The organism is Comamonas odontotermitis (genome assembly GCF_040396735.1).
Taxonomy (GTDB): Bacteria; Pseudomonadota; Gammaproteobacteria; order Burkholderiales; family Burkholderiaceae_C; genus Comamonas; species Comamonas odontotermitis_C.
The window spans coordinates 259,858-275,223 of the sequence record NZ_JBEBNZ010000001.1 but is presented as its reverse complement, the minus strand read 5'-3'; the positions used below and the strand labels follow the sequence as shown (position 1 = coordinate 275,223).

The window sequence follows — 15,366 nt, the reverse complement described above, 5'->3', positions numbered from 1 at the left end:
TCGGAGGAATTTTTCAATCCGTTATGCTGGCAGCTTGTTTCACTACCGCACGTCCTGCATTCCAAGACAGTGTCAGACCCCCATCCTTCGCGATTCCCTGACAAGGAAGACAAAAAAACCTTTTTGCAAAAGGTGGTGGAGTTCATCCACCCGGCGCCAGATTCACCTGATGAACTGATCGAAACCCTGGCCGAAGCCGAAAACAACGATGTAATCAATGCCGACTCGCGCGTCATGCTGGAACGCGTGATCCGGATGGAGGACATGACCGCAGGCGACGTGATGGTTGCCGCGACGCGCATGGACCTGGTGGACATCGACTCCGATTTTGAATCGGTGCTGCACACCGTCATCAACACTGCGCACTCACGCTTCCCGGTCTTCCAGGGCGAGCAGGAAAACATCATTGGCATCCTGCTGGCCAAGGACCTGCTCAAGCTCCAGCGCTCGCCCCAGCTCAATATCCGCTCCCTGCTGCGCCCGGCAGTGTTCGTACCGGAGAGCAAGGGGCTTAACGATCTGCTGCGCGAATTTCGCGGCAACCGCAACCATCTGGCGATCGTCATCGATGAGTTCGGCCGCGTGGCCGGCCTGGTCACGATCGAAGACGTGCTGGAACAGATTGTTGGCGAGATCGAGGACGAATTCGACCTGCCCGAGGAAGAAGGCGATATCTTCGCGCTGGCCGACGACACCTTCCGCATCTCGGGCGACACCCCGGTCGAGCGGGTGGCCGACGCGTTCAAGGTCACGCTCGAGAGCAGCGACGCCGACGAATCCTTCGAAACCATAGGCGGCCTGATCGCCCATGAACTGGGCCATGTGCCCAAGCGCGGCGAGCACATCATGCTGGGCGGCCTGCACTTCGAAGTGCTGCTGACCAAGGGCGGCGCCGTACGCTGGTTCCGCGTGCAGCGGGCTGCGCCCGTGTCAGACCCCGAGGCAGATGCCTGATCACGGCGCACAGCCCAGGCGCCATACGCATCGCGTATAGTGCGCAAGGCGGCAGCAGACGGTGACGTCGCTGCCGTTTTTGTTTTGACGTAACCCCCCATTGCTGCCCTACCGTGCCCGCATCCTTTTCGCTGTATGAGACGCCGCGCCGCTTTCCGTGGCTTTTCCTGTTGCTCTCCATCGTGGCCGGGGTGCTGCAGGCCTGGTCGCTGGCCTGGCCGTGGCGGCTGGACGGGTATGAGGCCTGGTATGGTCAGCCCCTGTGGTGGCTGCAGATCGTGTCGCTGGCCGCCTTGCCGGCCATGCTCAGCCGCCAGCAGCGCGCCTGGCATGGGGTGCTGCTGGGCTGGGGCTTTGCCACGGCGTGGCTGTGCGCCACCTTCTGGTGGCTGTTCATATCGATGCACGTCTATGGTGGCCTGGCTGCCCCGCTGGCGGTATTGGCCGTTCTTGCGCTGGCCGCATTTCTTGCCAGCTACTACGCCGCAGCCTGCGGACTGTTCGTCGCCTATAAGGGTGAGCGCCTGACCCGCGCCGTGCTGCTGTTTGCCGCGTTATGGCTGCTGGGCGAGCTGGCTCGGGGACAATGGTGGACCGGCTTTCCCTGGGGGGCGGGTGGCTATGCCCACACCGATGGCCCGCTGGCGGGCCTTGCGCCCTTTGTCGGGGTGTACGGCATTGGCGCGGTGGCAACGGCCATCGCCGCGGTGCTGGGCGGCCTGCGGGCACGCCATGCATTCCAGTGGCAAAGCTATGCGGCTGTGGCCCTGTTTGCCGCAGCGCTGTGGATAACCCATCAACCGCAACAGGATTCCGCCACCGGCACCAGCCGCCCGCCCGTCTCTGTCGAGCTGCTGCAGGGCAATATTTCGCAAGGTGAAAAATTCCAGCCCAGCTCAGGCATTCCGCAGGCGCTCAGCTGGTATGCGGAGCAACTGAAGGCCAGCCAGGCCGATATGGTGATTGCGCCGGAGACAGCCATTCCGGTACTGCTGCGCCAGACACCGGACAACTACTGGCCCGCACTGCAGGAGCGCTTTTCCAGCGGCAGGCAAGCCGCATTGATTGGTGTGCCACTGGGCGATTTTGAAGTGGGCTACACCAATTCGATGGTGGGCCTGGCGCCCGCGCAGCCTGCCGCCTACCGCTATGACAAGCACCATCTGGTGCCGTTTGGCGAGTTCATTCCGCCCATGTTCCGATGGTTCACCGATCTGATGCAGATTCCGCTGGGCGACTTCAACCGGGGTGGCATGAACCAGCCATCACTGGCCTGGGCGGGTGAGCGATGGGCGCCCAATATCTGCTACGAAGACCTGTTTGGCGAAGAGCTGGCCACCCGCTTTGTCGATGCAGCCGCTGCGCCCACCATCCTGGTCAATGCCAGCAACATCGCCTGGTTCGGCGGCTCGATTGCGATTGACCAGCACCTGCAGATCAGCCGCATGCGCAGTCTGGAGCTGGCACGCCCGATGATTCGCGCCACCAACACTGGCTCCACGGCCATCATCAACCACCGGGGCCAGGTAGAACACGCCCTGCCCCACCAGACCCGCGCCGTGCTGCAGGCCAAGGTACAGGGCGTGGATGTGCCCCCCACCCCATTTGCGCGCTGGGCCGGCCATTTTGGCCTGTGGCCGCTCTGGCTGGCAGGCCTTGTAGTGTTGGCAGGAGCCATGCTGACGCGGCCACGCCAGTGATTAACCTCTCAGCACCCGGGATACGCGAGATCACCGATGATGACGGCAACTGCATGCAGATGCGTGCTGCACGGTCAAGACATGCACCATGAATGTTGACGTGGCGGTATCTTCAGGGCTGGCAAGCATCAAATGTAAGTGCTGTTAAAAACGATCAAAGCGTGCTTTTTTTCGACATAGCACAGTGCAGCCCACGGCTATGTATGGCTGCATTTGCGCGATAAAGCTGGATAATGGATGGCGGCGGTGTTTAGCTGCCGTCCGGAAGATGCAGCCCATGACTGCGCCCCGGATTCCTGGAGTTGGACTGACTGGATATTCAATGGCTGAATCTTTTTCCTACGAGCAACTGATCGCCTCTGGTGAGGGCAAGTTGTTTACCCCCGAAAGTGGCCGTCTGCCACTGCCGCCGATGCTGATGTTCGATCGCATCACCCATATTGACGAGAACGGCGGTGCGCACGGGCTGGGAAAGATTGTGGCGGAGCTGGATGTCAATCCTGAACTGTGGTTCTTCAAATGCCACTTTCAGGGCGATCCGGTCATGCCGGGTTGCCTGGGGCTGGATGCCATGTGGCAGCTGATCGGTTTTTACCTGACCTGGCTGCGTCTGCCAGGCCGCGGCCGCGCGCTGGGCGCGGGCGAAGTCAAGTTCACCGGAGAAGTCGGCCCCGACGTGAAACTGGTCACGTACGAGATCGACATCAAGCGTGTGATCAAGCGCAAGCTGAACATGGCCATCGGCGATGCACGCCTGCTGGCCGATGGCAAAGAAATCTATGTAGCCAACGATCTGCGCGTGGGCCTGTTCCTGCGCGACGGTGACGGCAAGGAAAACGCAGCATGAAGCGTAGGGTGGTTATTACAGGGGCCGGTATCGTCTCCTGTATCGGTGTGGGGCTGGAAGCTGTGGAGACTTCGCTGCGCGAAGGGCGCTCCGGCATCCAGCACATGCCTGTGTTCAAGGAACTGGGCCTGCGCAGTCAGGTGGCCGGCATTCCGCAGATCAATGTGGAAGAGTTCATCGACCGCAAGCAACTGCGCTTCATGGGCGATGCAGCCGCTTATGCGCAGATTTCGCTGCAGCAGGCGATCGAGCAAGCGGGCCTGAAGCCTGAACAGATCAGCCACCCACGTACCGGTCTCATCATGGGCTCGGGCGGAGGCTCGCCCGCCAACCAGATCGAAGCAGCTGATACCCTGCGCGAAAAAGGCATCCGCCGCGTCGGCCCCTATCAGGTCACGCGCTGCATGGGCTCGACCGTGTCAGCCAACCTGGCGACCAATTTCAGGATCAAGGGCATCAATTACTCCATCACCTCGGCCTGCTCCACCTCGGCGCACTGCATTGGCGCAGCCGCCCAGCAGATTGCCTGGGGCATGCAGGATGTGATGTTTGCCGGCGGCGGTGAAGAGCTCTCCTGGGGCCTGGCACTGCTGTTTGACGGCATGGGCGCCATGTCCAGCAAGTACAACGAAACGCCCGAAAAGGCGTCGCGCCCCTACGATGCCCACCGCGATGGCTTTGTCATCGCCGGCGGCGGCGGTGCACTCGTCCTGGAGAGCCTGGAACACGCCCAGGCACGCGGCGCCAATATCCTGGGCGAGATCGTCGGTTTTGGCATCTCCTCCGATGGCGAAGACATGGTGGCGCCTTCCGGCGAAGGCGCCGTGGCTGCCATGCAGCAGGCCATCGAGGGACTGGATGGCTCCATCGACTACATCAACACCCACGGCACCTCCACGCCTGTGGGTGACGTGCCCGAGCTGCATGCGATCCGCAAGGTGTTTGGCAACCGGATTCCACCGTTCTCCAGCACCAAGTCGCTCACCGGCCACTCGCAGGGCGCCACCGGCGTGCAGGAAGCCATCTACAGCTTGATCATGCTGATGAAGGGCTTCATCGCAGGTTCTGCCAATGTGGAAACGCCTGATCCAGCGGTGGGCGATATGCCTCTGGTCACCAAGGCACGCATGGCCGAGCTCAAGCAGGTGCTCTCCAACAGCTTTGGATTTGGCGGCACCAATGCCTGCCTGGTGCTCAAACGCTGGGAAGCCGCCTGAGCCGCTCCCAAGCTAGCGAAGCACCTGCAAGAAAAGCGCCCTCGGGCGCTTTTTTCATGGGCTTTTTATCGAATTTCTATTATTTTTATAGCTATTGGCACCCATCAGCCAATCGCCAGCGGCCATTTTGATTCTAGGTTTGCATGCGCAAGGCATACACCCAGACCACGAGGTGCGCCCAGGTGAGCAGATAGAGCAAACCATTGAGCCGCTGCGATGGCGCGCCATAGGCCTCGCTGCCGTAGATGCGCTGCTTCAGCTCTGGCGTCAGGTGCAGGAAATCAAACAGGCCCATGGCCGGCTCCTGCCCAATGGCGCTGGGCGAGCGAGCCTGCATGTATTGCTGCCACCAACTGCGCAGTGCGGTATCGCCCGCAATCACATGGCGCACCAGACGCGATTCGATGAGCAGCCACACTCCAAGAATGGCAGCCGCAATCGGCAATGCCACCACCAGCAGCGGGAGCCTGCCCTGCCATGCGCTGGGCAACAGGATCAGATAGTCGCTCACCGCCAGCAGCCCGGCTGCGCACAGCAGCAATACGCGTCGCAGAATACCCGCCAGGTTGCGCCGGTAGACGGGTGTGCCAATCGGGATGTAGCGCACCATCGCATGCGCACCCGCGTGGTCGATCAGCCAGAACATGGCGCACAGGCCGCTTCCGGTCAGCAAGGCCTGCAGCCAGGGCTGCGTCTGAATCTGGGCAAGCAGTGGGCTCCACACAGTCAGCACTCCTCCTACTGGTTCACCAGCAGTTCGCCCTGGCGCAAGGCGGCCCCCGAGCGCTCCAGATCGGCCACCAGGGAGGCATACCAGTCGCTGGCAGGCTGATCGGCAAAATAGGCGGCATGCAGCATGGCGTAGTACGGCGTGGCAGCCAGCCATGCATACACCCGGCTCAGCGGCATCTGCTGCCACTCCAGCAGCTTGTACTTGAGCAGCACCTTGGCGGCATAAAGCGCATGGCGCTCGGGACTGCGGGCAAAGCCCTCCAGCCTGCGCCGCGCAGTGGCCAGCGCCGCGCCCACATCCACAAACAGGCCGCCATGCCCTGGCAGCACCACGGCAGGCCGCAGTTGCTCGATGACATCCAGTGTGGCGGCGACTTCGTCAAACGCGGCAATGCCTTCAATTTCCGGAAAAACCACGCCAAAGCCGTTTTCCCACAGGGCATCGGCCGATATCAGCGTGCGCGATTGCGGCTCGAACAGAATGACCGAATGCGGATCATGCCCGCGTGCCGCATGCACCTGCCACTGCTGCAGCCCCAGCAGCACCTCTGCCCCTGGTTGCAGCATGCCATCGGCGCGAAAACGCGGGCAGTCCTGGCCCGTGGGTCGGTAGGTCAACTGCGTCTCATCCCAGTCCATCACCGCCTGGGCGTGGCCGGGTGGAATGAAGGTCTGCACACTTGGCCAGCGCTGCTGCAGCGCCGCGTTGCCGCCGCAGTGGTCGCTGTGCAGATGGGTGTTGGCCAGGCGCTGCAGCGGGGCGCCTTGCAGCGCCGATTCCACCAGCGCCACGGTCTGCCCGGCATGGCTGCAATAGCCCGTATCCACCACAGCCGTCACCCCGGCAACAAACACCGTGTTATTGGCAGACAGCCAGCCACGTTCGATGAATTGAAGGCCAGAAGGCAATGCAACCGCAGGGCTTGATAACAAGGGATCCGACATAGATAAAAGCGCAACAAATCCGGGTAACAGACTATATCCCTACCAAAATTTCATCGAATCAATAAATGATCTGATATATAAAACGGATTAAGAATCAGGAATCGCGAGACTGTCTGCTCAGCATCCATCGCGGCATTCCAGGTTCAACAACATCAACAACAAAGGAAGACATATGCGCATTCGCTCCAAGTCCACGGTATTTTTGCCTTCGCTGATGGCAGCACTTGTGCTGACCGCCTGTGGCGGAGGTGGCAGCGGCGATGATGACGATACGCCTCCGCTTCCCAGTCCCACCTATGGCATTGGTGGAGAGGTGACGGGCCTGGCCAGTGGCAAATCATTGGTGCTGCAGAACAACGGCACCAACGATCTGACGCAGTCGAGCAACGGCGCGTTCGAGTTTTCGACCAAGGTGGAAGCTGGCAAGCCTTACAACGTATCGGTGGCAACACCGCCGCAGTCTCAGACTTGCGAGGTCATCAATGGCAGTGGCACAGCCAACGCCACCGTGGCCAATATCAAGGTGCAGTGCACAGACAAGCCAGTCGTCGCGGATACGAGCGCGGCCTGCTTTTCATCCGACCGGCCGTTTATCAAAGGCAGTATCTGGACATACGTCACACCGGACAAAAGGGCCAGCAACGAGGCAGCAGGCGAAGCCACTTTCGAAGGAAAAAAGACCTTCCAAATAGTAAAATCCACGGACGGAACGCCCTATCGCGGCACGTACACCAACAATGCAGATGGCATGAGCTATGTCCACGGGAACTCGGGCAACGCAGGCCTTCCCAACGCACTATTGCGCTACACAGAGGTGTATACACCTGCACTGGCCGTGCCACTTGCCCTCCCGCTCAATCAACCCCATACCGCCAGCTTTACCGTCGTTTTTACGGACCCCATCCGGACCATCACCACCCAGGTCGTCCAGACCACGGCCTACCTGGGACGCGAAACCATCCAGACCGCATTCGGTACCTTTGAGACCTGCAAGATGCAGTACACCATTCAGAGGAATGGCGGCCAGCCCGAGGTGAATACAGATTGGGTCATTGCCACCGGAAAGCTGACGGGGCTGATTGCACAAAGCAATGCCAAGGGCGCCACCACCCAGCCCACCAATATCGAGGTGAACTGGAACTGAGAACCAGCGGGGCTGCGCCCCCATGAAGCATCTACCGTCTCGCAACGGTAGATGCTTTTATTTTGATAGCAATTGGCAAAGTACCAACAAACGCCAAAGCCCAAAATCTCGGGTTATCTGCTTGCGCGGCGCGCGATGGCCCATGTTATGGCGCGAGCGTTGTTTCTCCCGGCAGCAAGGCGTTGGCAGCAATGGTGGGCTGCTCGCGCAGTTTTTCGTACAGCGGGGCAAAGTCGGTCGCCGCGAAATCCAGCAGTTGCTGCATGGAGTCGATGACGAAATAGGTCTGCTGGTAAGTGTCGATCTTGTAGCGCGTGCGCATGGCGCGTTCCAGCTGCAGCGGCAGGCGGTGTGGCTCGGGGCTGGTCACGCTGTAAGCGAGCTCACCCGATGAACTGAGAATACCCGCACCGTAGGCACGGACTCCACCTGCCTCGCGGATCAGGCCGAACTCGATGGTGTACCAGTACACGCGCGAGAGCAGCTCGCAGGCGCCCAGTTCCGAGGCGCGCAAGCCCCCTTGCCCATAGGCCTGGATGAAATCGGCGATCACCGGGTTGAACAGCAGCGGCACATGGCCGAACAGGTCGTGGAAGATATCGGGCTCGACCACGTAATCGAACTCTTCAGGCTTGCGAATCCAGTCGGTCACGGGGAACTGGCGGTTGGCCAGCAGGCTGAAGAAGGGCACCTCCGGAATCAGACCGGGCACGGCCACTATCTCCCACCCTGTGGCGGGCTTGAGGCGTGCGTTGATGTCCTCAAAGCGCGGAATGCGGTCTTCGGCGCCGAGCGATGGCAAGGCATCGATGAACGCCTGGCTGGCCAGCCCTGGCAGCAAGGCCTTCTGGCGTGCATAGAGACGGCGGTAGGTATCGTGGTCCGCCTCGGTATAGGCCGCGTAATCCTGCGCGCAGGTGTAGTCGCTGCTCGCGCGGCTGTAGTCGCCGCGCGGCGGGCGGTCGGATTGGCCATAGACCACAGGTGCTTGTCCCATTGTGTACTCCTATCTCGTTATAGAAGACCACCAGCACCCGCGAACCGCAAGCGCTCAGTTGGCCTTGATCTTGATCGTGTTGATCAAAAATTGAAACTTGCGGCCCTCCTGGCCGACAAAGTGCGACAACTCCTGCAATCGCATGTCTTCGGGAGCAATACCCATCTTGCGGTAAGCGTCCTTGAACTGGGGGTCGGCCAGCGCCGACTGGAATGCATAGGCATAGCGCTGCGCATCCTTGTCGGGCAGGCTGGCCGGGGCAAATACGCCAAACCAGGTAGCTACATCAAAGCCGGGCATGGCCTCGTTCACGCTAGGCACCTTGGGCAAGGCCACATTGCGGTCAGGCGTGGTGACGGACAGGGCCACCAACTCGCCGCTGTTGATGAGCGGGAGCGCAGAGGCAAGGTTGTCGAACACCATGTCCACCTCGCCGCCCATCAGCGCCTTTTGCGCAGGCGCTGCACCGGCATAGGGGTGGTTCTGCAGTTGCAGGTTGGCCAGCGACCTGAACATCTCGCTGGCGATATGGCCAATGCTGCCGTTGCCTCCGGTACCCATCTTCAGCGCTCCCGGATTGGCCTTGATATAGGCCACCGCATCCGATGTGCTTTTGATCCCCAGTTGCGCCGCGCGTTCCTTTTTCATCACCAAGACGTTGGGCACGCGAGCGACCAGGATGAGTGGCTTGAAATCCTTCTGCGCGTCGTAGGCAGGAGGCGTTCCCAGGTAAGGCAGCACCGCATGCGTTGCCACCGCCCCCATCACCACCAGGTTTTCCTGGGGCTTGGCGTGGGCAATCAGGGCGGCACCCGTAGCACCGCCTGCACCAGGCTTGTTGGTGACGGTGATGCTGCCCAGTGCCTGCTTGGCACCTTGGGCCAGCATGTGGGCGGAGGTGTCCAGTGGACCGCCGGGCGGATAGGGCACGACGAAGGTCAATGGCTGGCTGGCATTCTGTGCCAGCGCACCAAAAACCGAACCACACAGCAGCGCGGCGAATACAAAAGAGCGTTTCACAATGTTTCCAAGGTAACTATGTTGAGCGCTCCGAAGTATAGAGAGAGTGGCTACCGCCCGCCAGGAATCCTTACAATAAACTTACAAAACACCCCGACGCATCTGGTCCAGTTCGATGCTTTCAAACAACGCCTTGAAGTTGCCATTGCCAAAGCCATCGTCGCCCTTGCGCTGGATGAACTCGAAGAAGATCGGGCCCAGCTGGTTTTCGCTGAAGATCTGCAGCAGCAGCTTGCGACCTGCGCCGTCCACCAGAATCTTGCGCTTTTTCAGCTCCGCCACGTTCTCGCCGTGGTCGGGCAGGCGCTTGTCGATCAGCTCGTAGTAGGTATCGATGGTGTCCAGCAGGCGCACGCCTCCGGCACGCAGTTGGTCCACAGTTTCGTACAGGTTGTTCGAGCCCATGGCGATGTGCTGGATGCCTTCGCCGTTGTACATGTCCAGGTATTCCTGAATCTGGCCCGCCTTTTCCTTGCCCTCTTCATTGATCGGGATGCGGATCTTTCCGCAGGGGCTGGTCATGGCCTTGCTCTTGACGCCGGTCACCTGACCTTCGATGTCGAAGTACTTGACCTCGCGGAAGTTGAACAGGCGCTCGTAGAAATCCGCCCACTCGTCCATGCGGCCACGGTGCACGTTGTGCGTCAGGTGGTCGATATAGGTCAGCCCAAAGCCCTTGGGGTTGAGCGCCTCGTCAGCGGTGATGCCTGGCAAAGGCTCAAAATCCACATCGAAAAAGCCGATGTTGCCGATATCGCCCGGCTGTGCGCCGTTCTTGCCGCGCCAGCGGTCCACCAGATAGATCAGGCTGTCGCCAATACCCTTGATCGCGGGAATGTTCAACTCGCCAGGACCGGCTTGGCCGGCGTAACCCCAGGCACCCAGGTTCTGCGCACGCTCGTAGGCCGCCTTGGCATCCTGCACGCGGAACGCAATGGCGCACACACTGGGGCCATGCAGGCGGGCAAAGCGCTGGGCAAAGCTGTCGGGCTCGGCATTGATGATGAAGTTGATATCGCCCTGGCGATACAAGGTAACGTTCTTGTGGCGATGGCGTGCAACAGGCTTGAAACCCATGGATTCGAACACCTTGCCCATGGCGACCGGATCGGGTGCGGCATATTCGATAAACTCGAAGCCATCGGTGCCCATGGGGTTGTCCCAGGTGGTGAATTCGATGGTCTGGTGGGGGGTAGCGGCTGTCATCGCAGGTCTCCTGTGAATCGTCTTGAGGCGAGAGCGCAAGGGCCATGGCCCCGCGCGGAAAACAATGCCACTGTACCGATTCCGACCCGCATGTTTTTGGCGATTTGAAGCCTATAAACTCGCTTTTATATTATTTATCTGCAATTTTCTTTGATTTCATGCAATAAAATTGCCAGAATTCAAGAACATTCGCTGTTGCAGTGCAATATCACTGGTTTCCCATCCTGCCTTCACCATGAATTCCACCCTCTACCCTCTGGACAAACTGGACCGCGCCATCCTCCAGCGCCTGCAGCACAATGGCCGCGAAACCTATGACGTGATCGGCGAGCAGGTGGGGCTTTCGTCCAGCGCCGTGCTGCGCCGCGTCAAGCGGCTGGAGGAAATGGGCGTGATCGAGCGCTATGTGGCTCTCGTCAAGCCCGAGTCGGTGGGTTTGTCGATGACCGCCTACCTCAACGTCCGGCTGGAAAAATTCACCGAAGCGAGCAAGCGCAACCCGCTCGATCTGTTCCGCGCCAGCGTGCAGACCTGGCCCGAGGTGGTGGAGTGCGTGGCCTTGACGGGTGACATGGACTACCTGCTGCGCGTGGTGGTGGCCGACATGGCCCACTACAGCCGCTTTGTGATGGACACCCTGCTGCGCCACCCTTCCGTGCAGGATTGCAAGACCAGTTTCGTGCTGGACCGCGTCAAGGTCACCACCGCCCTGCCGGTGCAGCCCGGCCTGTCAACCTGAACCTGCGAAGGAGCCGGTGTTGGCTTTCTGCCTGCGCTTTGTTTGCGCCAGCGCAGTAGTTGCTTCAATGCGCAGCAGCAGCCTGACCTTTGTTGACAAGCCCCTTTTACAGCAGCAAACGGTCGCAAAGCCGCGCCAGTGCTGGCTGCAATATCCTCTGTAAGCAGAGGGTAAGGTTTGCACACGGCAGATGCTGCATTGCAGCATGATTGATAATACACGGGTTAACCCGTATATTTGCATCATGATCACGACGAAAGAATGGTTCCCCTCATCCGTTGCCAACGGCATGATGGCTTTTTTCCCCTTCTTTGGCCGTATGGGCAATGGCAACCAGCAGAACCCCGACGGCAAGAAGCGCAGCACTTCTTCCTCTATGGTTCCGATCCGCGCCCTCAGTGAACGCCATCGTCCTCGCATCCTCGCCCACTTGCTGAGCCTGGACGAGCATGACCGCTACCTGCGTTTTGGATATGCCGCCAGCGACGCGCAGATCCAGCGCTATGTGGACAACCTGAATTTCGAGCGCGACGAGATCTTCGGCGTGTACAACCGCAGCCTCAAGCTCATCGCCATGGCCCATGTGGCTTATGCGCCAGCGTCGTCCGACATGGAAAGCTGCGCAGAGTTTGGCGTGTCGGTACTCAAGACCGGCCGAGGCAAGGGCCTGGGCAGTCGCCTGTTCGAGCGGGCGGCCATGGATGCACGAACCAAGGGCGTGCACCTCCTGTTCATCCATGCACTGTCGGAAAACACCGCCATGCTCAAGATTGCCCGCAAGGCCGGCGCCACGGTGGAGCGCGACGGTTCCGAATCCGAGGCCTACCTCAAGCTTCCCCCCGCCCGCCTGGATACCCGCATGGCCGATCTCGTGGAAGACCAGATGGGCGAGATGGACTACCAGTTCAAGAAGCAGGCTCGCCAGTTCTGGGATTTTCTGGCCACTGTGCAAGAGGTGCGCCGGGACGTGCAGGAAGGCCGTCACAAGTCGGGCCAGTAACCAGCCACTCCTGAAACCATAGCTGCTTGCGACCGTCTGACGGGCGCAAGCAGCTATTTTTTATGGATATGGCACGGCACGGTCTCCCCTACACCGGCAAAGGCCAGTAACCAATCGGCACGTTCATCGTTTTCCCGAGTGCTTGGCATTGCTCTCTTCTGTGAAACGCAAATAAGAAACATTTGGTTTCAAATAAATACAACTACAAGACCCGCCACCGTTGTCCATCTGACTACATTGTGGTTCCTCAATAGGTCTCATTACGCCAATTTATTGCGTTCACTAGGCCTATCACAACGATAAATTACCAGGAGACAATATGGCGGTAGCCTATCCTTTCTCGCGCCCGCGCCACCAGCGGGCCCCTCAGTGGCATTCCATCCAGCGCGCCATTTTTGTGGCGCTGGCCCCCGCGTGGGCCGCATCAGCGTCCGCACAGGCCTATACCAATTACGACGGCAGCCCCAACATCGATCTGGCCGCAGCCGCCCAAACCTGGGCCGATCACGGTGAATTCAAAGGCGACTGGGGCCTGGGCGCCATGAACGCGCAATTCGCGTATGCGCGTGGCTTCTCGGGCAAGGATGTGAAGGTGGGCTCGGTCGATTCCGGCCTGCGGCTCAACCACGTCAAGTTTGTCAACCGCGACCCCGTCGCCATCACGGTCTCAGGCACGTATCTGAACAGCGGCTATCTGGTGCCTCCCACCCGCAAAGGGGCCTGGAATGCGGGCGACGCGTTCAACGTGAATGGCGCCATCAACTACGACTTCACCAAGCCCTCAGCAGAGCGCGTCAACGACAACCACGGCAGCCATGTCTCGGGCACCATTGCAGCGGCCAAGACAGGCGATGCAGCCAGCATGATGGGCGTGGCCTTCAACAGCAAGTACTACATCGCCAACACCAACGGGGCCGACGCCGCGATCTACGGCTCCAACATGGACTACAACTATTTCAAGGCCGCCTATGGCGACCTCATCGCGCAGGGCGTGCGCGTCACCAATAGCAGTTGGGGCAGTCCAGGCGCCACCCGCGACACCTCGACGCTCACCAGCCTGGTGCGCAACTTTGGCAAGTATTTTCTGGCCACCCACGCCCGGCTGGAGTCCGATGCGAAGGACAAGACCTGGCTGGATGCGGTCGTCGACGTCACCCGCGGCACCGAGGCCCTGCAGGTGTTTGCGGCCGGCAATACACAGTACCCCAATGTCAACCTGCGCTCGGCAGTACCGTTCTTCAAATCCGACATCGAAGCCAACTGGATTGCGGTGCCAGCGCTGGCCAACACCGCTCCGCTGACGCTTGCCTCGTTTTCGCAGCACTGCGGTCTGGCCAAATACTGGTGCGTCTCCGCTCCAGGCAGCGGCATCCGAAGCATCAGCGCAATTACCGAAGCCACGCAAACCACCGCCTATGCCAGCTCCAGCGGCACATCCATGGCCGCGCCCCATGTGACCGGCGCACTGGGCGTGCTGATGGAACGCTACCCGACCCTCTCCAACCAGGCCGTGCGTACCGTGCTGCTGACCACGTCGCGCCACCTGGGCGATGGCCCCGAAGATGTGCCCAATGCCCGCTTTGGCTGGGGCGTGCCGGATATGGACAAGGCCATGTCCGGCCCAAGCCAGTTGCTGGGCACCTTCGAGGCCCAGATTGCAGGCGGCGCCTCGGATGTATGGACCAACCCGATCACCGAGGCGGCTCTGAAGCAGCGCAAGATGGACGACCAGCAGGAAATCGCCGACTGGCCCGCCAACCGCGACCTGCTGCAGAAAGAGAAATTCAGCATTCCAGCCATCACGCCCGAAGTGCAGGCGGGCTATCAAACTGCACTGGACAAGATCAAGACAATATTCAACCCGGCAACCCCGTCCGCCACCGCCACCACCTTGCGCAACGAGATGCTGGCCGATGCAACCTATGGCAAGCCAGTGCTGGCAGCGCTGGAAGACCAGAACCTGTACCCCGACTGGCGCACCAATACCACCTACGACAAATTTATTGGTGGCCGCGACATGACCGTCATGATGGCCTACATCCAGGCCTATGCCGGGTACAACAACACCAGTGTGGATGCAGGCCTCGCCGCCTGGCAAGCCCGTATCGACCAGTTGGCCGCCAAGACCGATGCAGACTATACGGGCACGCTGGTCAAGACCGGCACGGGCAGCCTGACGCTGGCCGCCAATGCGACCCATACCGGAGGCACCCGCATTGATGCGGGCAGCCTGCGCACCGGCGTGGAAACCGCGCTGGCCACCAGCCAGATCACCATTGCGAGCGGCGCCACCCTCGACATCACCGCCAGCGGCAACGCGGGTGTGGCAGGTATCCGCAATGGCGGCACCGTCAACCTGGCAGACGGCATTGCCGGCCAGACCTTGACCGTGAATGGCCCATGGGTGGGACAGCAAGGCACCGTCAAGCTGGATCTGGCGCCTGCAGCCGCCGCCAAAAGCGCCACGGCCACCACCAAGGCCGCCGTCGTGCCGGATACGATCGTGATCAATGGCGCCGTCAGCGGCCAGACCACGCTGAGCCTGTCCGGCCTGCAGAATATCGACCCGGCCACCCTCAACGGATTGCAGCTCATCAAGAGCACGCAGCCTGTGCCCGCCAACAGCTTTGTGCTTTCCGCACCGCTGGTGATCAATGGCCAGACCTATACCCTGCAGTCCAGCCAGGATGGCGGGTTGATGCTGGCCCTGGTCACCACTCCACCGGCCACCGCCACTGCCGTGCCTTCGCTGAGCACCTGGGCGCTGGGTATGCTGTCTGCATTGCTGGCCGGGTTCGCTGCACTGGGCGCGCGCCGCCGCCGGGCCCAGTGCTGAGAGGCGTCTTACCGCCCCATCCATTGAAC

13 protein-coding genes are annotated in these 15,366 nt (G+C 60.7%); 8 read left to right on the top strand and 5 right to left on the bottom strand.

Annotation, left to right across the window (positions count from 1 at the left end; genetic code table 11):
* Positions 1–69 precede the first annotated feature (69 nt).
* The 4 genes from ACH2DG_RS01255 (at position 70) to fabB (ending at position 4,718) form a co-directional block, all read left to right on the top strand.
* A complete protein-coding gene (locus ACH2DG_RS01255) occupies positions 70–954 on the top strand; it encodes an HlyC/CorC family transporter (RefSeq protein ID WP_224150432.1) in 885 nt (294 codons plus the stop codon).
* Positions 955–1,067: 113 nt separating this feature from the next.
* On the top strand, positions 1,068–2,654 hold the full coding sequence (gene lnt, locus ACH2DG_RS01250) for an apolipoprotein N-acyltransferase (RefSeq protein ID WP_395023906.1): 1,587 nt from the start codon (positions 1,068–1,070) through the stop codon (positions 2,652–2,654).
* A 322-nt stretch (positions 2,655–2,976) separates the two neighbouring features.
* On the top strand, positions 2,977–3,501 hold the full coding sequence (gene fabA / locus ACH2DG_RS01245; protein WP_184704072.1) for a bifunctional 3-hydroxydecanoyl-ACP dehydratase/trans-2-decenoyl-ACP isomerase: 525 nt from the start codon (positions 2,977–2,979) through the stop codon (positions 3,499–3,501).
* Entirely contained in the window at positions 3,498–4,718 is a 1,221-nt protein-coding gene (gene fabB, locus ACH2DG_RS01240) for a beta-ketoacyl-ACP synthase I (protein WP_395023905.1), read from the top strand. Before fabA ends, fabB begins: the two co-directional genes overlap by 4 nt.
* A gap of 133 nt (positions 4,719–4,851) precedes the next feature.
* Here fabB and ACH2DG_RS01235 read toward each other — a convergent pair whose 3' ends face one another.
* Together ACH2DG_RS01235 and ACH2DG_RS01230 are read right to left on the bottom strand one after the other, a co-directional pair.
* Positions 4,852–5,442: a hypothetical protein gene (locus ACH2DG_RS01235; protein ID WP_395023904.1), complete on the bottom strand. Its 591-nt coding sequence runs from the start codon at positions 5,440–5,442 to the stop codon at positions 4,852–4,854.
* Positions 5,443–5,456: 14 nt separating this feature from the next.
* Positions 5,457–6,395, bottom strand: coding sequence for an MBL fold metallo-hydrolase (locus ACH2DG_RS01230; protein ID WP_395023903.1), 939 nt, complete (start codon positions 6,393–6,395; stop codon positions 5,457–5,459).
* A gap of 172 nt (positions 6,396–6,567) precedes the next feature.
* On the opposite strand from ACH2DG_RS01230, the gene ACH2DG_RS01225 reads away from it, so the two are divergent.
* Positions 6,568–7,539, top strand: coding sequence for a hypothetical protein (locus ACH2DG_RS01225; protein ID WP_395023902.1), 972 nt, complete (start codon positions 6,568–6,570; stop codon positions 7,537–7,539).
* Positions 7,540–7,684: 145 nt separating this feature from the next.
* Here the strand turns inward: ACH2DG_RS01225 and phhA are convergent, their stop codons facing one another.
* The 3 genes from phhA to hppD all read right to left on the bottom strand — a co-directional run bounded on the left by phhA (position 7,685) and on the right by hppD (position 10,762).
* The gene (gene phhA, locus ACH2DG_RS01220; protein ID WP_395023901.1) at positions 7,685–8,536 is read right to left on the bottom strand and encodes a phenylalanine 4-monooxygenase; all 852 of its coding nucleotides are present in this window, start codon (positions 8,534–8,536) and stop codon (positions 7,685–7,687) included.
* A 54-nt stretch (positions 8,537–8,590) separates the two neighbouring features.
* Complete coding sequence (locus ACH2DG_RS01215; protein ID WP_395023900.1) at positions 8,591–9,556, bottom strand: Bug family tripartite tricarboxylate transporter substrate binding protein; 966 nt, start codon at positions 9,554–9,556, stop codon at positions 8,591–8,593.
* Positions 9,557–9,637: 81 nt separating this feature from the next.
* Positions 9,638–10,762, bottom strand: coding sequence for a 4-hydroxyphenylpyruvate dioxygenase (gene hppD, locus ACH2DG_RS01210; RefSeq protein WP_395023899.1), 1,125 nt, complete (start codon positions 10,760–10,762; stop codon positions 9,638–9,640).
* A 235-nt stretch (positions 10,763–10,997) separates the two neighbouring features.
* Between hppD and ACH2DG_RS01205 the strand changes: the two genes are divergently transcribed.
* The 3 genes from ACH2DG_RS01205 to ACH2DG_RS01195 all read left to right on the top strand — a co-directional run bounded on the left by ACH2DG_RS01205 (position 10,998) and on the right by ACH2DG_RS01195 (position 15,337).
* Positions 10,998–11,501 carry an Lrp/AsnC family transcriptional regulator gene (locus ACH2DG_RS01205; protein WP_395023898.1) on the top strand — a complete coding sequence of 168 codons (504 nt, stop codon included), beginning with the start codon at positions 10,998–11,000 and terminating at the stop codon, positions 11,499–11,501.
* A gap of 244 nt (positions 11,502–11,745) precedes the next feature.
* Entirely contained in the window at positions 11,746–12,501 is a 756-nt protein-coding gene (locus ACH2DG_RS01200; RefSeq protein ID WP_395023897.1) for a GNAT family N-acetyltransferase, read from the top strand.
* 319 nt (positions 12,502–12,820) lie between these two features.
* On the top strand, positions 12,821–15,337 hold the full coding sequence (locus tag ACH2DG_RS01195) for an IPTL-CTERM sorting domain-containing protein (protein ID WP_395023896.1): 2,517 nt from the start codon (positions 12,821–12,823) through the stop codon (positions 15,335–15,337).
* The last annotated feature ends 29 nt before the right edge of the window (positions 15,338–15,366 follow it).

What these genes read in the sequence shown, in the direction of transcription:
- fabA (WP_184704072.1), top strand. Translation starts at nt 2,977, where the DNA reads ATGGCTGAATCTTTTTCCTACGAGCAACTGATCGCCTCTGGTGAGGGC.
- fabB (WP_395023905.1), top strand. Translation starts at nt 3,498, where the DNA reads ATGAAGCGTAGGGTGGTTATTACAGGGGCCGGTATCGTCTCCTGTATC.
- ACH2DG_RS01230 (WP_395023903.1), bottom strand. Translation starts at nt 6,395, where the DNA reads ATGTCGGATCCCTTGTTATCAAGCCCTGCGGTTGCATTGCCTTCTGGC.
- ACH2DG_RS01225 (WP_395023902.1), top strand. Translation starts at nt 6,568, where the DNA reads ATGCGCATTCGCTCCAAGTCCACGGTATTTTTGCCTTCGCTGATGGCA.
- phhA (WP_395023901.1), bottom strand. Translation starts at nt 8,536, where the DNA reads ATGGGACAAGCACCTGTGGTCTATGGCCAATCCGACCGCCCGCCGCGC.
- hppD (WP_395023899.1), bottom strand. Translation starts at nt 10,762, where the DNA reads ATGACAGCCGCTACCCCCCACCAGACCATCGAATTCACCACCTGGGAC.
- ACH2DG_RS01205 (WP_395023898.1), top strand. Translation starts at nt 10,998, where the DNA reads ATGAATTCCACCCTCTACCCTCTGGACAAACTGGACCGCGCCATCCTC.
- ACH2DG_RS01200 (WP_395023897.1), top strand. Translation starts at nt 11,746, where the DNA reads ATGATCACGACGAAAGAATGGTTCCCCTCATCCGTTGCCAACGGCATG.
- ACH2DG_RS01195 (WP_395023896.1), top strand. Translation starts at nt 12,821, where the DNA reads ATGGCGGTAGCCTATCCTTTCTCGCGCCCGCGCCACCAGCGGGCCCCT.